The following is a 15,107-nucleotide window of genomic DNA, read 5'->3' as shown; positions in this document are numbered from 1 at the left end:
TTAAATCGGATATACTTAAAGACGGAAATCTGAAAAACAGAAGAGGTTTATTATGGCGCAATTATTTTTTAAATACGGTGCAATGAATAGTGGTAAGACAATTGAAATCTTAAAAGTTGCGCATAATTATGAAGAACAAAATAAATCAGTTATTATTTTAACAAGTGGTGTGGATGACAGGGATGGTGTTGGATTTGTTTCAAGTCGAATTGGATTGAAACGTGAGGCGACACCTATTTTTGAAGAAACAAATGTCTTTGATTTAGTTCAACAGACTAATTCAAATGCTGCTTGTGTTTTAATAGACGAATCACAATTTCTAAAACAAGCACATATTATTCAATTAGCTAAAATTGTGGATGAATTAAATATTCCAGTTATGGCTTTTGGGTTAAAGAATGATTTTAAAAACGAATTGTTTGAAGGATCAAAATATTTATTATTATATGCTGACAAGATTGAAGAAATGAAAACAATTTGCTGGTTTTGTCATAAAAAGGCCATCATGAATTTACGTATTCATGATGGTAAACCTGTATATGCTGGCGAACAAATTTTAATAGGTGGTAATGAAGATTATTATCCAGTATGTCGTAAACATTATAACAATCCGTTGATGACACAATTACAATAATCAGATAGACTAGAAAGATAAAGAATTAAGAGGAGACAATATAAAATGGATGAAATGTATGATCAATTACAATCAGTTGATGATCGCTATGAAGAATTAGGCGAATTATTGTCTGATCCTGAGATTATTTCAAATAATAATCGGTTTATGGAATTATCAAAAGAAATGGCAAGTATCCGCGAAACAGTTGAGAAATATCGCCAATATAAAGTTGTTGTTCAAGAACTTGCAGATGCTGAAGAAATGCTAGGCGAAAATTTAGATTCTGAAATGGCTGAAATGGCTAAAGAAGAATTATCTGACGCAAAGAAAGCAAAAGCAGCTTTAGAAGAAGAAATTAAGGTACTATTAATTCCTAAGGATCCTAATGATGATAAAAATATTATCATGGAAATTCACGGCGCTGCCGGTGGGGATGAAGCTAGTTTATTTGCTGCAGATTTATTCTCAATGTATTCTAAATACGCTGAGAAGCAAGGTTGGACTGTTGAAATTGTGGATAAAAATGTGACTGAAGTCGGTGGTTTTAAAGAAATTGTCCTGTTGATTAATGGTGATAGTGTCTTTTCTAAGCTGAAATATGAAAGTGGTGCACATCGAGTTCAACGAATTCCATCAACAGAATCAGCTGGACGTGTGCATACTTCTACTGCAACAGTAGGTGTTATGCCTGAAGCAGAAGATGTTGAAATTGAAATTGATGCAAAAGATATTAGAACGGATGTTTATCGTTCTTCTGGTGCCGGTGGACAACATGTTAATAAGACATCATCTGCTGTCCGAATGACCCATTTACCAACAAACATTGTTGTAGCTATGCAAGATGAACGTTCACAACAACAAAATCGTGAAAAAGCTATGAAAATTTTGAAGGCTCGAGTTTATGATTTCTATTCACAACAAGAACAAAGTGCTTACAATGAAAATAGAAAATCAGCTGTTGGATCAGGGGACCGTTCAGAACGAATTAGAACTTATAATTTCCCTCAAAATCGTGTGACTGATCATCGAATTGGATTATCATTGAATAAATTAGATCGTGTTATGAATGGTGAACTTGAAGAAGTAATCGATTCATTGATTTTATATGATCAAACACAAAAAATGGAAAAGTTGCAAGAAAATGACTAATCCAACCTACTATGAAGCCTTGAAATGGGCTTCTTTGTGTATAGAGGAACATAAGTTAGAAGTTGAAAGTGGTCAGTGGTTATTATTAGAGCGACTAAGCTGGTCAACGACTGATTTATTAATGAATTATCAAACAAAAATGCCAAAAAATGAGTGGCAACAATATCAGATAGATATTCAGCAATTTTGTGATGGAATGCCGGCACAATACATTATTGGTCATGCCTACTTTTTTGGTATGCAATTGAAAGTGACCGAAGCAACCCTTATTCCGAGACCTGAGACGGAAGAATTGGTAGAATGGATGTTGGAGACATTGCCTGCTAATGAGAAGTTGGTAATTGCTGATATTGGAACCGGTTCTGGAGCAATTGCGATTGCTTTAAAACAACAGCGACCAAATTGGCAAATCTTTGCAAGTGATATTTCTAAAGAAGCAATTACGGTTGCCAAAAAAAATGCACAAGCACAGCAAGTTGATGTAACATTTTTGATTGGAGATTTAACAGAACCTATTCATGAATTGAAAGTGGATGTCATCGTGTCTAATCCACCATACATTGCCGAAAATGAGCGAGATGTGATGGATAAAAGTGTGATTGAACATGAACCGCAAGTCGCATTATTTGCAGCTGAAAATGGTCTAATCTTGTATCGAAGAATGATAGAAGAGGTGGCTCGCTTCACGCAAAAACCAAGAGATATTTTCTTTGAAATAGGGTATCAACAAGAAAACGCCGTGATAAAGATGTTAACAAACGCATTTGAAAATGCAGTTTTAATAGAAGGAAAAAAAGATAGTTTTGATAATCAAAGAATGATTCACGCAAAATTATAAAAGGGGTGTTGAGTTAATGGAAACAATTATTTATCAACCTAATGAAATAGAAACTGCTGCAGAGTTATTAAAGCAAGGACAATTGATCGCATTCCCAACTGAAACAGTGTACGGATTGGGTGCCGATGCGACAAATGAAGAGGCAGTCAAACAAGTGTATGCTGCAAAAGGTCGACCAAGTGATAATCCACTAATCGTACACGTTGCCGATGTAGAGACAGTTCGGGAATATGCACAACCACTTACTGCCAATGTGGAAAAGTTAATTAAAACATTTTGGCCGGGTTCATTGACGCTTATCCTTAAATTAAAAGCAGGAGCTCTTTCAAAGACTGTTACAGGCGGTTTAGAAACTGCAGCCTTTAGAATGCCAGATAACAAAGTTACATTAGATTTTATTATTAAGTCGGGCGTTCCAATTGTTGGCCCTTCAGCTAATACTTCAGGTAAACCTAGTCCAACAATGGCAGAACATGTTGCTCATGATTTGAATGGTAAAATTGCTGGTATCATTGATGATGGGCAAACAAAAGTAGGGGTGGAGTCAACTGTCTTAGACATGAGTACAGATGAACCAACAATTTTGAGACCTGGAGCAGTTACTCAGTCACAAATTGAGGATGTAATTGGACACGTTAGTGATGATACACATGAAGTTGCCGAAGGAGAAACGCCAAAAGCACCTGGGATGAAGTATCGACATTATGCACCAAGAGCACAAGTTGTGATTGTTGATTCAACACAAAATTGGTCAGATATTTTAGACTGGGTCGCTAAACAAGATATTGCAATCGGATTAATGGCAAAAGAAGGTCAAATTGATACGGATCAGATACCTAAGAATAGTGGCTATTCTTCTTTAGGAAAAACAATTGAATCAGCAAGCCAATCACTTTTTGACGGTTTACGCTACTTCGATGACAACCCTAATGTTCAAATGATTTTAGTTGAAGGGTTTGATAAAAAGGGATTGGGTGTTGCTTACATGAACCGTCTTGAAAAAGCAGCAAGTAGCCAAAATATTGTTGAACTTATGGATGCTGAAAAAGTGAAATATAAACAACAGGATAAAGAATTGTGGGATGCAATCGCTCATGAAGAAAAACGCCAAGAGGACAATATTGAATTAATTGCGTCTGAAAATATCGTTTCTGATGCTGTACGTGCTGCACAAGGTAGCGTGTTAACCAATAAGTATGCTGAAGGGTATCCTAATAAGCGTTACTACGGTGGTTGTGAGTATATTGATGTAGTTGAACAATTAGCTATTGATCGTGCTAAGGCACTATTCCATGCTGAATATGCCAATGTACAACCACATTCTGGTTCACAAGCTAATATGGCCGTTTACCAGGCATTTTTAGAACCTCAAGATAAGATTTTAGGAATGAAATTAAACGATGGTGGACATTTAACGCATGGTTCACCAGTAAATTTCTCAGGTGAATTGTACAATTTTGTTAGTTATGGTGTTGATTCTAAAACAGAACGTTTAAATTATGATGCTATTCGAGAGATAGCACTTAAAGAAAAACCTAAAATGATTATTGCTGGAGCCTCAGCTTATAGTCGAATGATCGACTTTACAAAATTTAGAGCAATCGCTGATGAAGTTGGCGCCTATTTAATGGTAGATATGGCTCATATTGCTGGTCTTGTAGCTACTGGACTGCATCCAAATCCCGTAGATGTAGCTGATGTTGTTACGACAACAACGCATAAAACGTTACGTGGCCCTCGTGGTGGAATGATTCTTGCTAAAGAAAAATATGCTAAAAAACTAAACTCGGCAGTTTTCCCTGGTACACAGGGTGGCCCACTTGAACACGTAATTGCTGGGAAAGCGGCAGCATTCTATGAGGCAGCGCAACCAGCATTTACGGCGTATATGTATCAAGTTGTTCAGAATTCACAAGCAATGGCTGGCGTATTTGCACAGTCAGATTTAGTGAGAGTTATTTCTGGTGGAACTGATAATCACTTAATGAACTTAGATGTAACACCTTCTGGGTTAAATGGAAAAGAAGTTCAAAACTTATTAGATCGTGTTCATATTACTGTGAATAAAAATACAATTCCAAATGAATCATTGAGCCCATTTAAAACGTCTGGAATTCGAATTGGAACGCCAGCAATTTCTACTCGTGGGTTTGACAGCGAAGACGTAAAAGTGATTGCAATTCTAATTCTATACGCAATTCAATTTCACGATGATGACGATAAATTAGCCGAAATTGGTTCGCAAGTTTTAGCATTATCTAAAAAGCATCCTATTTCACAAATTAAATACGTTTAAGACTAGTATTTTAGGTAATAATTCGCTAAAATAGAATAGACTAAATTTAAGGGAGTGTTTCGTAATGGGCAAATTTCAAGTGATGGACCATCCGTTAATTCAACACAAATTAACGATTATACGTGATAAGAACTGTGGTACAAAAGAATTTAGAGAAGTTGTTAATGAAATTGCTGAACTAATGGTATATGATGTTTCTCGCGATTTTGCTTTAGAAGATGTTATCGTTGAAACACCTATGGGTAAAACAACACAAAAAACATTGGCTGGTAAGAAAATTGCTATTATTCCTATTTTAAGAGCTGGTTTAGGGATGGTTGATGGTATTTTGGAATTATTACCAGCAGCTAAAGTTGGACATATTGGTATGTACCGTGATGAAACAACATTCCAACCAACAGAATATTTTGTAAAAATGCCTGAAGATATTGCTAGTCGTGATCTTCTTGTAGTAGACCCAATGCTTGCTACTGGTGGTTCTGCTATTATGGCAGTTGATGCATTGAAGAAGCGCGGCGCAAAGACAATTAAGTTTGTTTGTCTTGTTGCGGCTCCAGAAGGTGTTGCAGCTTTACGTGAAAAACATCCTGATATTGATATTTATACAGCAGCACTTGATGATCACTTGAATGAAGATGGCTACATTGTCCCAGGTTTGGGCGATGCAGGTGATCGATTGTTTGGTACGAAATAAATTAAATGAATGGCCCTTAGAATGCTTATGCGTAAGCCGTCTAGGTGTCATTTTTTTTAATGTGAAAAAAAACTCAAAATAAGTCAGAATTTCTTTTGTATTTTATTTCAATTGGTGGTATGATTTCTTTTGTAATTGGAGAATATTTATAAAGTTATTCTCTTTAATTTATACCGTTTTATACGGTCAAATAAAAGTTTGGAAAGAGGTGAAATTCTGTGGATGGAGATGCTTTCGTTGTGAATTTTTATGGCCTACCTTTCAATATTACGAATGTCGTTTCCGGTTTACTTGCATGTGTGATTGTCGCGATGATAGCTATTGTATTATCGAGAAGACTGACCATGAAACCGACTGGTAGACAAAATGTTTTGGAATGGCTCATTGATTTCACCAATGGGATTGTTAAAAGCGCAATGCCAGGAAAAGAAGGTAAGAAGTTTAATTTATTAGCATTTACGTTATTCTTATTTATCTTTGTATCTAACCAAATGGGTTTATTTTTACAAATAGGTTTTGGCGACAAGACGTTGATTAAAAGTCCAACGTCGAGTCCGCTAACGACACTAACGTTTGCATTTTTGATTCTGCTATTATCACATTTTATGGGTGTTATTCAATTCGGATTTAAGGGATATATTAAAAATTCCTATTTGAGTCCAGTTGCATTTCTTTTACCTATTAACTTGATTGAAGAATTTACAAATTTGCTAACATTAGCTCTTCGTTTGTACGGAAACATTTACGCTGGGGAAGTATTATTAACGTTAATTGGTGGTGCAGTTTCTATGGGCCCATTAATGACTATCGTGGCTTTACCAGTTGAAATGATCTGGCAAGGATTCTCTCTGTTTATCGGAAGTATCCAAGCTTACGTATTCGTAACATTGTCAATGGTTTATATCGGTGGAAAAGTACAAAAAGAATAAAACAAGATATCTAAGGAGGAAACAATTATTATGGGATTATTAGCAGCAGGTATTGCAGCTGGTTTAGCCGCTGTCGCAACAGGTATTGGTAATGGTTTAGTTATTTCTAAAACAATCGAAGGTATGGCTCGCCAACCAGAATTATCTGGTCAATTACGTTCAACAATGTTTATTGGTGTTGGTTTGATTGAAGCCGTTCCTATTATTGCTATCGTTATTTCATTCTTATTGATGGCTAAATAATTTTTGAAATTAAGTTTGATTCTTCGTTGATACAACGAAATATATTAATTTTAAAAAGGAGGTGTCAATAGATGTTTTCAGATTTAGTTTTCGGTGCAGTTGGTAATTTTCAAACTGGTGATTTCTTATTCTATATTATTTCGTTTGTTATTTTGATGTTAATCATCAAACACTTTGCATGGGGTCCTGTCACAAAAATGATGAGTGACCGTGCAGATAAAATTGCAAATGATTTAGATTCTGCTGAAGATTCAAGAAAAAAAGCCGATATTTTGGCAACTGAACGACAAGACCAATTAGATAATTCACGTCAAGAAGCATCTGAAATTGTTAGTCGTGCAAAAGATAACGGTAAAAAGCAACATGATGATATCGTTTCTGGAGCTCAAGATGAAGCAACGACGTTGAAACAAAATGCTGTTAAAGATATTGAACAAGAACGCCAAGAAGTATTGAGTAGCGTTCAAAGTGATGTCGCTGAATTATCTATTGAAATTGCTTCTAAGATTATTCAAAAAGAATTAAATGAGAATGATCAAAAAAACTTAATCAATTCTTATATTGAAGGGTTGGTAAAGTAAAATGAAATTAGATAAGGCAACCGTTGCCAATCGTTACGGTGAAGCCATCTTTGAAATTGCTGATGAACAAGGTAATATTGTTGCCTTTTCTGAAGAATTAGAGGAAGTTAGACAAGTTTTTCTTGCTAATCCACAATTGAGTGAAGTGCTTGTTGATGCACGTCTTAATTTGTTAGAAAAGCAAGACCTTGTTAAGGTCTTACTCAAAGATGCATCTCCAATTATTGCAAACGTTATCCAAATGGTCTTTGATTATGGTCGAATGGGTGATATGGTTGGAATAATTGAAGAATTCGAACGATTATGCGATGTTAAAGAAAAAATTGTACATGCAACCGTTACAACTGCAATTGAGCTTGATGATAGTCAATTAACGAAATTATCAAGTAAGTTTGCAGAAAGAATCGGTGCAAATAAGATAGTATTTAACAATATTATTGATGAAAAAATTATTGGTGGCGTTATTATTGAAGCCAATAATCAGATTTTTGATGGATCAATTTCATCAAAAATCAACAAAGTAAAACGATTATTAGCGGAGTAACATATTAAAGTAGTTAAGAGGTGAACCTTGTATGAGCATTAAAGCTGAAGAAATCAGTGCTTTAATTAAAGAACAATTGGAACAATATAAAGACGAACTTATCGTTGATGAAGTAGGTACCGTTACTTATGTTGGTGATGGTATTGCTCGTGCACACGGTTTGGATAACGCTTTATCAGGAGAATTGTTAGAATTTTCTGACGGTACTTATGGTATGGCTCAAAATCTAGAAACAAACGATGTTGGTATCGTTATTTTAGGTGGCTATGAAGGTATCCGTGAAGGCGACGTTGTCAAACGTACGGGTAGAATCATGGAAGTTCCTGTTGGTGAAGAACTTATCGGACGTGTTGTTAATCCTTTAGGCCAACCCATCGATGGTAAAGGTGATCTTAAGACAAACAAAACTCGTCCAGTCGAAAAAAAGGCTCCAGGAGTTATGGATCGTAAGTCAGTTGATCAACCTTTACAAACTGGACTTAAAGCTATTGATGCTTTAGTTCCAATTGGCCGTGGACAACGTGAATTGATTATTGGTGATCGTAAGACTGGTAAAACATCAGTTGCTATTGATACGATTTTAAATCAAAAAGATCAAGACATGATTTGTATCTATGTTGCTATTGGACAAAAAGAATCAACTGTTAGCGCACAAGTGGAAACGTTACGTCGATTAGGCGCAATGGACTACACAATTGTCGTTAGTGCTGGTCCTGCTTCTCCCGCACCATTATTATGGTTAGCTCCATATACTGGTTCAGCAATGGGTGAAGAATTCATGTATAACGGTAAACATGTCTTGATTGTATTTGATGATTTATCAAAACAAGCAACGGCTTACCGTGAACTGTCATTAATTTTGAGACGTCCGCCGGGTCGTGAAGCTTATCCTGGTGATGTTTTCTACTTACATTCACGTTTACTTGAACGTGCAGCTAAGTTAAGTGATGAATTGGGTGGTGGTTCAATGACTGCTCTTCCATTTATCGAAACACAGGCTGGTGATGTTTCTGCATATATTCCTACTAACGTAATTTCGATTACTGATGGTCAAATTTTCTTGGATAGTGATTTATTCTATTCAGGTACTCGTCCAGCTATTGATGCTGGTACATCAGTTTCTCGTGTTGGTGGGTCAGCTCAAATTAAAGCAATGAAGAAAGTTGCCGGAAGCCTTCGTTTGGCTCTTGCATCATTCCGAGAATTAGAATCATTTTCTCAATTTGGTTCTGATTTAGATGCCGCAACACAAGCTAAATTAAATCGTGGACATCGTACGGTTGAAGTACTTAAACAACCATTACACAAGCCATTAGTTGTTGAAAAACAAGTTTTAATTTTATATGCATTAACACATGGATTCTTGGATTCAGTTCCTGTTGATGATATTCTTCGTTTTGAAGGTGAAATTTTTGATTTCTTTGATAATAATCATAGTGATCTTTTAAATCACATCAAAGAAACAGGTAATTTACCTGACGAAGATAAATTTGATGCTGCAATCAAAGACTTTTCAGAAGGTTTCCAAGTAACTCCTGAAAAAGCGTAAACTAAAAGTAAATGAAAGATGGTGAGAATTAATGGGTGCTTCATTAATGGAAGTAAAGCGTCGAATCGTTTCAACTAAGAAAACGGGACAAATAACTGGCGCAATGCAAGTTGTTTCGACTGCTAAGTTAAGCCAAATTCAGCGTCATACTCAAAGTTATCAGATATATGCTTCTAAAATTAGAAGTGTCATTACCCATCTTGCCCAATCTCACCTTTTAGATGCTAAAGCTGGAAAATCAAAGCAATCATCTGAGAATGATAGTTCAAAATTTTCAGGTTTTGATATGTTACAAAAGAGACCTGTTAAAAAAAGTGGTTATTTAATTATTACTTCTGATCGTGGTTTAGTTGGTAGTTACAATAGTAACGTAATTAAACAAACATTAGATTTGATGAAGCAAAATGGCCATACTGTAGATAATGCTGTTATTATTGCTGTTGGTGGTACTGGTGCTGACTTCTTTAAAAATAGAGGATATGAGGTTGCCTACGAATACCGTGGTGTAAGTGATATTCCAACGTTTATTGAGGTTCGTGAAATCGTTAAATCAGTAGTAACAATGTATAACAGTGAAGTTTATGATGAATTATTTGTTTGTTATAATCATTTCGTTAATAGTTTACAATCGGACTTTCATTCTGAACAAATGCTTCCTATTTCAGAAGTGAATATGGATACAGATGCAGAAGGTATTGAAACGTCTAATGTGATGGGGAATGAAGATTATGATATGGAACCTTCAGGAGACGCAATTCTTGAAGTTGTTCTACCTCAGTTTGCTGAAAGCTTAGTATATGGTGCGATTTTAGATGCTAAAACAGCTGAACATGCTTCAAGTTCTACAGCAATGAAATCTGCGACAGATAATGCTAAAGATATTATTGCATCATTAGAATTAAAGTATAATCGTGCACGTCAAAGTGCTATTACAACAGAAATTACAGAAATTACTGGTGCAACAGCTGCTTTAGAGTAAAATGACAGGAGGAAATACAGAAGATGAGTCTCGGTAAAGTTGTTCAAGTTATCGGGCCCGTCGTCGATGTACAATTCTCTTTAAACGAAACCTTACCAGATATCAATAATGCGTTAAAAGTTACACGTGAAGATGGAACTGCTCTAATTATCGAAGTTACGCTTGAATTAGGTGACGGAGTTATGAGAACAATCGCCATGGATTCTACGGATGGCTTGCAACGTGGAACAGTTGTTGAAGACACAGGTGCTTCAATTTCTGTCCCTGTTGGTGAAGATACTCTTGGTCGAGTGTTTAACGTTTTAGGAGATACCATTGATGGTGGTCCTGAATTTAATAAAGATGCAGAGCGCAGTAGCATCCATAAAGATGCTCCTAAATATGATGAATTAAGTGCAAGTACTGAGGTTCTTGAAACAGGAATTAAAGTTATTGACTTGTTAGCCCCTTATATTAAAGGTGGTAAAATTGGATTATTCGGTGGTGCCGGTGTTGGTAAAACTGTTTTAATTCAAGAATTAATTCATAATATTGCTCAAGAACATAATGGTATTTCAGTGTTTACCGGTGTTGGTGAACGTACTCGTGAAGGTAATGACCTTTACTTTGAAATGAAAGAATCCGGCGTGTTAGAGAAGACAGCCATGGTGTTTGGTCAGATGAACGAGCCGCCTGGTGCCCGTATGCGTGTTGCATTGACTGGTCTTACAATTGCGGAATATTTCCGTGATGAAAAAGGACAAGATGTGCTATTGTTTATTGATAATATTTTCCGCTTTACACAAGCTGGTTCTGAAGTTTCAGCCTTATTAGGCCGTATTCCTTCAGCCGTAGGTTATCAACCAACATTAGCTACTGAAATGGGTCAATTGCAAGAACGTATCACGTCAACTAAAAAAGGTTCAGTTACATCAATTCAAGCAGTTTATGTTCCAGCTGATGATTATACTGATCCTGCTCCTGCAACGACGTTCGCCCATTTGGATGCAACAACTAACTTGGAACGTAGCTTAACGCAACAAGGTATTTACCCAGCTGTTGATCCTTTGGCTTCAACTTCAAGTGCTTTGACACCTGAAATTGTTGGAGAAGAACATTATCGTGTTGCTACGGAAGTTCAACATACGTTACAACGTTATCGTGAATTACAAGATATTATTTCTATTTTAGGTATGGATGAATTATCTGATGATGAAAAAGTAATTGTAGCACGTGCGCGTCGCATCCAATTCTTCCTTTCACAAAACTTTAATGTTGCCGAACAATTCACAGGAAAACCTGGATCATATGTACCAATTGCTGAAACAGTTCAAGGATTTAAAGATATTCTTGATGGTAAATATGATTCACTTCCTGAAGATGCTTTCAATGGTGTCGGCCCAATCGAAGATGTTATTGAAGCAGCAAATAAAATGGCAAAATAGGGGGTAATAACAGATGGCTGAAGATTCAGTTTTGACCGTTAGTATCGTCACTCCTGATGGTAGTGTTTATGACAATAATGCTAAAATGATTATTGTTAAAACACCCAGCGGGGAAATGGGTATTTTACCCAATCATATTCCAGTTATTGCTTCTCTTGATATTGATGCTGTCAGGGTTAAGGTAAATGATAATGAAGAAGATGAAATTGCCGTAAGTGGTGGATTCATTGAATTTTCAAAAAATGTCGCAACGGTTGTTGCAAATGCAGCAGAATGCCAAGAAGATATTGATGAAAATCGTGCACAGGCTGCTAAAAAAAGAGCTGAGCAGATGATTTCTACTGCAAAACAAACACATAATGTTGATGAACTTAAAAGATCTGAAATTGCACTTAGACGTGCAATCAATCGAATTAATATCTCTAAACATTAATACAAAAGTGGGTGCTGGATTTATTCAGTACCTTTTTTTGTATATACATATTAAATATTTCATTTTTGTTACAAATATTAGCGACAAGTGGTACAAAATATGCTATGCTTATGACGAATAAATTTTAGGAGTGTTTTGATGAATACTGTGGGAATCCAATCGCTAGTTACTTTAATGAGTCATCTAATGTTTATTGGAATTGCTTTTTGGGCAATTCAAGGGTTACGAATAGACAGGTTTTTCCCACAAAGTAGCCAACAAAGAATCAAAGTTTTAATTGTCTTATTGGCTATTTTATTAGGATATACAAGCAGTGCCTTTTTCTTAAATTTTATTGATAATGTTCGTAATTTAGTTTTTTTAGTTAAATAATAACGGGGGAATAACTTGTGGAAAAAATAATCGTCAAGGGTGGAAACTCACTCAATGGAACAGTGCATATAGAAGGCGCAAAGAATGCAGTATTGCCAATTCTAGCAGCCGGAATTTTAGCAAGTAGTGGTGAAAATACACTGTCAAATGTACCAGTTTTGTCAGATGTCTTTACAATGAATAACGTACTACGTTTTTTAAATTTAGACGTTGACTTTAATGAAGAAACTAATGAAGTTAAAATGAGTGCGACTAAAGAATTATCACCAGAAGCACCATTTGAATATGTTTCAAAAATGCGTGCTTCTATTGTTGTAATGGGACCACTTTTGGCACGACTTAAACATGCGAAGATTGCAATGCCTGGTGGGTGTGCAATAGGTTCTCGCCCAATTGATTTGCATTTAAAAGGTTTTGAAGCAATGGGTGCGCATATTGAACAATTCGATGGTTATATAGAAGCAACTGTAGATGAATTAAAGGGTGCCAACATTTATCTTGATTTTCCAAGTGTAGGTGCAACTCAGAATATTATGATGGCTGCAACATTAGCTACTGGTACAACTGTGATTGAAAATGTTGCAAGAGAACCAGAAATTGTTGATTTAGCTAATATTTTAAATAAAATGGGTGCTAAAGTACAAGGTGCTGGTACCGAAACAATTCGCATTCATGGTGTTAAGGCATTACATGGCGCTGATCATGCAGTTGTCCAAGATCGGATTGAAGCAGGGACATTCATGGTTGCTGCAGCAATGACTCAAGGTAATGTTTTAATCGAAGAGGCTATTGCGGAACACAATAAACCATTAATTTCTAAATTAGAAGAAATGGGCATTGACGTTATCCAAGAAGACAATGGTATCCGAGTAATTGGAACAGAAAAAATTAAACCAACTACAGTTAAAACATTGCCTCATCCAGGGTACCCAACTGATATGCAGCCTCAAATGACTGTCCTTCAATTAATGGCAGATGGTACAAGTATTTTAACAGAGACGGTATTCGAAAATCGTTTTATGCATCTTGAAGAATTACGACGTATGAATGCAAAATTTAAGATTGAAGGCAACTCAGTTGTCATGTATGGTCCAACTGACTTCAATGGTGCAGAAGTTGCTGCTACAGACTTAAGAGCTGCTGCAGCACTTGTGCTAGCAGGATTAGTAGCTCGTGGTTATACACAAGTTACACATCTTGAATATCTTGATCGAGGCTACTATCATTTCCATCAAAAGTTAGAAGCTTTGGGTGCTGAAATTAAACGTATCAATGATGATACACAAGATATAATTATTAAGACAGAAAATGAAGTAAAATAGAAGAAATGTCCATTTTGGACATTTTTTTATTGTATAGGTATATGGTATAATGCTTACATTAGTGTAAGTTTTAAGTGCCGAGAGGAGAAGCATAATGGCTAAAGATATTGGTATTGATTTAGGAACCGCAAATGTATTAATTAACGTACAAAATAAAGGAATCGTCTTAAATGAACCATCTGTTGTTGCAATTGACACAAAATCAGGTCGTGTATTAGCAGTTGGATCAGAAGCATATAAAATGGTTGGTAGAACACCTGGTAGTATTAGAGCTATCAGACCTATGAAAAATGGTGTCATTGCTGATTTTGATATTACAGAACAAATGTTAACTTACTTTATTAAAAAATTAAATGTGAGCGGCTTTTTATCAAAACCAAGTATTTTGATTTGTTGCCCAACAAATATCACATCAATTGAACAAAAAGCAATTATTCAAGCTGCTGAAAAAGCTGGTGGTGGCAAGGTTTATCTTGCTGAAGAACCTAAAGTTGCAGCTATTGGTGCTGGGTTGGATATTTATCAACCCCGTGGTAGTTTAGTGATTGATATTGGTGGTGGTACAAGTGATGTTGCCGTTATTTCATTAGGCGATATTGTAGCAAGCCGTTCATTACGTGTTGCTGGTGATCAATTGAATAGTGATGTTATCAATTTTGTTAAGCAAAAACATAACCTTCAAATCGGTGAACGTACAGCTGAAAAAGCTAAAATTGAAATTGGGACAGTTTACCCAGACAATCGTGCATTAGAAATGGAAATTCGTGGACGAGATGTTGTTACTGGTTTACCAAAGACAGTTGTGCTTAGCTCTGCTGAGATTGAAGAAGCAACTCATGATACAATGCAAGCAATCGTTGCAGCAACTAAAGAAGTTCTTGAACAAACACCACCAGAATTAGCATCAGATATTATTGATACTGGGATTATTTTAACAGGTGGCGGTGCATTATTAGATGGTGTTGATTTATTAATGTCATCGAACTTAGATATTCCTGTTATGGTGTCAGAAACACCATTGGATGATGTCGCAAAAGGAACTGGATTCTTGTTAGATCATATTGAAAAACAAGGTAGATAACAACTGTGATACTGGTTATTAAGGGAGGTCTATTAACGGGGCAATCTGTTGATGGAC

The 15,107-nt window shown here is 35.9% G+C and carries 16 protein-coding genes and 1 pseudogene; all 17 read left to right on the top strand.

Annotation, left to right across the window (positions count from 1 at the left end; translation table 11 throughout):
- The first annotated feature begins 52 nt into the window (after positions 1-52).
- The 17 genes and pseudogenes from AC1RPY_RS05860 to mreB all read left to right on the top strand — a co-directional run bounded on the left by AC1RPY_RS05860 (position 53) and on the right by mreB (position 15,050).
- Positions 53-634: a thymidine kinase gene (locus AC1RPY_RS05860; protein ID WP_409022298.1), complete on the top strand. Its 582-nt coding sequence runs from the start codon at positions 53-55 to the stop codon at positions 632-634.
- Between the two features lie 45 nt (positions 635-679).
- Positions 680-1,765 carry a peptide chain release factor 1 gene (prfA, locus tag AC1RPY_RS05855; protein WP_409022299.1) on the top strand — a complete coding sequence of 362 codons (1,086 nt, stop codon included), beginning with the start codon at positions 680-682 and terminating at the stop codon, positions 1,763-1,765.
- Positions 1,758-2,603 carry a peptide chain release factor N(5)-glutamine methyltransferase gene (gene prmC / locus AC1RPY_RS05850; RefSeq protein WP_481761636.1) on the top strand — a complete coding sequence of 282 codons (846 nt, stop codon included), beginning with the start codon at positions 1,758-1,760 and terminating at the stop codon, positions 2,601-2,603. The genes prfA and prmC overlap by 8 nt, the downstream gene beginning before the upstream one ends.
- 16 nt (positions 2,604-2,619) lie before the next feature.
- Positions 2,620-3,603: pseudogene (locus AC1RPY_RS05845) on the top strand (L-threonylcarbamoyladenylate synthase); the annotation flags it as partial.
- 33 nt (positions 3,604-3,636) lie between these two features.
- Positions 3,637-4,899: a serine hydroxymethyltransferase gene (gene glyA, locus AC1RPY_RS05840; protein WP_481761720.1), complete on the top strand. Its 1,263-nt coding sequence runs from the start codon at positions 3,637-3,639 to the stop codon at positions 4,897-4,899.
- Between the two features lie 64 nt (positions 4,900-4,963).
- Positions 4,964-5,593, top strand: a complete 630-nt coding sequence (gene upp, locus AC1RPY_RS05835) for a uracil phosphoribosyltransferase (protein WP_409022301.1) — start codon at positions 4,964-4,966, stop codon at positions 5,591-5,593.
- 218 nt (positions 5,594-5,811) lie between these two features.
- Entirely contained in the window at positions 5,812-6,522 is a 711-nt protein-coding gene (atpB, locus tag AC1RPY_RS05830) for a F0F1 ATP synthase subunit A (RefSeq protein ID WP_409022302.1), read from the top strand.
- Between the two features lie 30 nt (positions 6,523-6,552).
- Positions 6,553-6,765: a F0F1 ATP synthase subunit C gene (atpE, locus tag AC1RPY_RS05825; RefSeq protein ID WP_409022303.1), complete on the top strand. Its 213-nt coding sequence runs from the start codon at positions 6,553-6,555 to the stop codon at positions 6,763-6,765.
- 71 nt (positions 6,766-6,836) lie between these two features.
- Positions 6,837-7,346: a F0F1 ATP synthase subunit B gene (gene atpF, locus AC1RPY_RS05820; protein ID WP_409022304.1), complete on the top strand. Its 510-nt coding sequence runs from the start codon at positions 6,837-6,839 to the stop codon at positions 7,344-7,346.
- 1 nt (position 7,347) lies between these two features.
- Positions 7,348-7,890: an ATP synthase F1 subunit delta gene (gene atpH, locus AC1RPY_RS05815; protein ID WP_481761637.1), complete on the top strand. Its 543-nt coding sequence runs from the start codon at positions 7,348-7,350 to the stop codon at positions 7,888-7,890.
- 31 nt (positions 7,891-7,921) lie between these two features.
- Positions 7,922-9,439, top strand: coding sequence for a F0F1 ATP synthase subunit alpha (gene atpA, locus AC1RPY_RS05810; protein WP_481761638.1), 1,518 nt, complete (start codon positions 7,922-7,924; stop codon positions 9,437-9,439).
- A gap of 31 nt (positions 9,440-9,470) precedes the next feature.
- Positions 9,471-10,418, top strand: a complete 948-nt coding sequence (locus tag AC1RPY_RS05805; RefSeq protein WP_481761639.1) for a F0F1 ATP synthase subunit gamma — start codon at positions 9,471-9,473, stop codon at positions 10,416-10,418.
- Between the two features lie 23 nt (positions 10,419-10,441).
- Positions 10,442-11,842: a F0F1 ATP synthase subunit beta gene (gene atpD, locus AC1RPY_RS05800; RefSeq protein ID WP_409022308.1), complete on the top strand. Its 1,401-nt coding sequence runs from the start codon at positions 10,442-10,444 to the stop codon at positions 11,840-11,842.
- A 13-nt stretch (positions 11,843-11,855) separates the two neighbouring features.
- On the top strand, positions 11,856-12,275 hold the full coding sequence (locus AC1RPY_RS05795) for a F0F1 ATP synthase subunit epsilon (protein WP_481761640.1): 420 nt from the start codon (positions 11,856-11,858) through the stop codon (positions 12,273-12,275).
- A gap of 138 nt (positions 12,276-12,413) precedes the next feature.
- Positions 12,414-12,647 carry a DUF1146 family protein gene (locus tag AC1RPY_RS05790; protein WP_409022310.1) on the top strand — a complete coding sequence of 78 codons (234 nt, stop codon included), beginning with the start codon at positions 12,414-12,416 and terminating at the stop codon, positions 12,645-12,647.
- A gap of 17 nt (positions 12,648-12,664) precedes the next feature.
- Entirely contained in the window at positions 12,665-13,969 is a 1,305-nt protein-coding gene (murA, locus tag AC1RPY_RS05785) for a UDP-N-acetylglucosamine 1-carboxyvinyltransferase (protein ID WP_481761641.1), read from the top strand.
- A 94-nt stretch (positions 13,970-14,063) separates the two neighbouring features.
- A complete protein-coding gene (gene mreB, locus AC1RPY_RS05780) occupies positions 14,064-15,050 on the top strand; it encodes a rod shape-determining protein (RefSeq protein WP_409022312.1) in 987 nt (328 codons plus the stop codon).
- The last annotated feature ends 57 nt before the right edge of the window (positions 15,051-15,107 follow it).

The organism is Dellaglioa sp. CoH-56-MRSF-12, assembly GCF_056782075.1.
Note: the sequence above shows the minus strand (reverse complement) of the source record. Positions and strands in the feature narration are given on the sequence as shown.

Bases quoted from the DNA above. Each gene is read 5' to 3' on its own strand.
- AC1RPY_RS05860 (WP_409022298.1), top strand. From the start codon at position 53: ATGGCGCAATTATTTTTTAAATACGGTGCAATGAATAGTGGTAAGACA.
- prfA (WP_409022299.1), top strand. From the start codon at position 680: ATGGATGAAATGTATGATCAATTACAATCAGTTGATGATCGCTATGAA.
- prmC (WP_481761636.1), top strand. From the start codon at position 1,758: ATGACTAATCCAACCTACTATGAAGCCTTGAAATGGGCTTCTTTGTGT.
- glyA (WP_481761720.1), top strand. From the start codon at position 3,637: ATGGATGCTGAAAAAGTGAAATATAAACAACAGGATAAAGAATTGTGG.
- upp (WP_409022301.1), top strand. From the start codon at position 4,964: ATGGGCAAATTTCAAGTGATGGACCATCCGTTAATTCAACACAAATTA.
- atpE (WP_409022303.1), top strand. From the start codon at position 6,553: ATGGGATTATTAGCAGCAGGTATTGCAGCTGGTTTAGCCGCTGTCGCA.
- atpF (WP_409022304.1), top strand. From the start codon at position 6,837: ATGTTTTCAGATTTAGTTTTCGGTGCAGTTGGTAATTTTCAAACTGGT.
- atpH (WP_481761637.1), top strand. From the start codon at position 7,348: ATGAAATTAGATAAGGCAACCGTTGCCAATCGTTACGGTGAAGCCATC.
- atpA (WP_481761638.1), top strand. From the start codon at position 7,922: ATGAGCATTAAAGCTGAAGAAATCAGTGCTTTAATTAAAGAACAATTG.
- AC1RPY_RS05805 (WP_481761639.1), top strand. From the start codon at position 9,471: ATGGGTGCTTCATTAATGGAAGTAAAGCGTCGAATCGTTTCAACTAAG.
- atpD (WP_409022308.1), top strand. From the start codon at position 10,442: ATGAGTCTCGGTAAAGTTGTTCAAGTTATCGGGCCCGTCGTCGATGTA.
- AC1RPY_RS05795 (WP_481761640.1), top strand. From the start codon at position 11,856: ATGGCTGAAGATTCAGTTTTGACCGTTAGTATCGTCACTCCTGATGGT.
- AC1RPY_RS05790 (WP_409022310.1), top strand. From the start codon at position 12,414: ATGAATACTGTGGGAATCCAATCGCTAGTTACTTTAATGAGTCATCTA.
- mreB (WP_409022312.1), top strand. From the start codon at position 14,064: ATGGCTAAAGATATTGGTATTGATTTAGGAACCGCAAATGTATTAATT.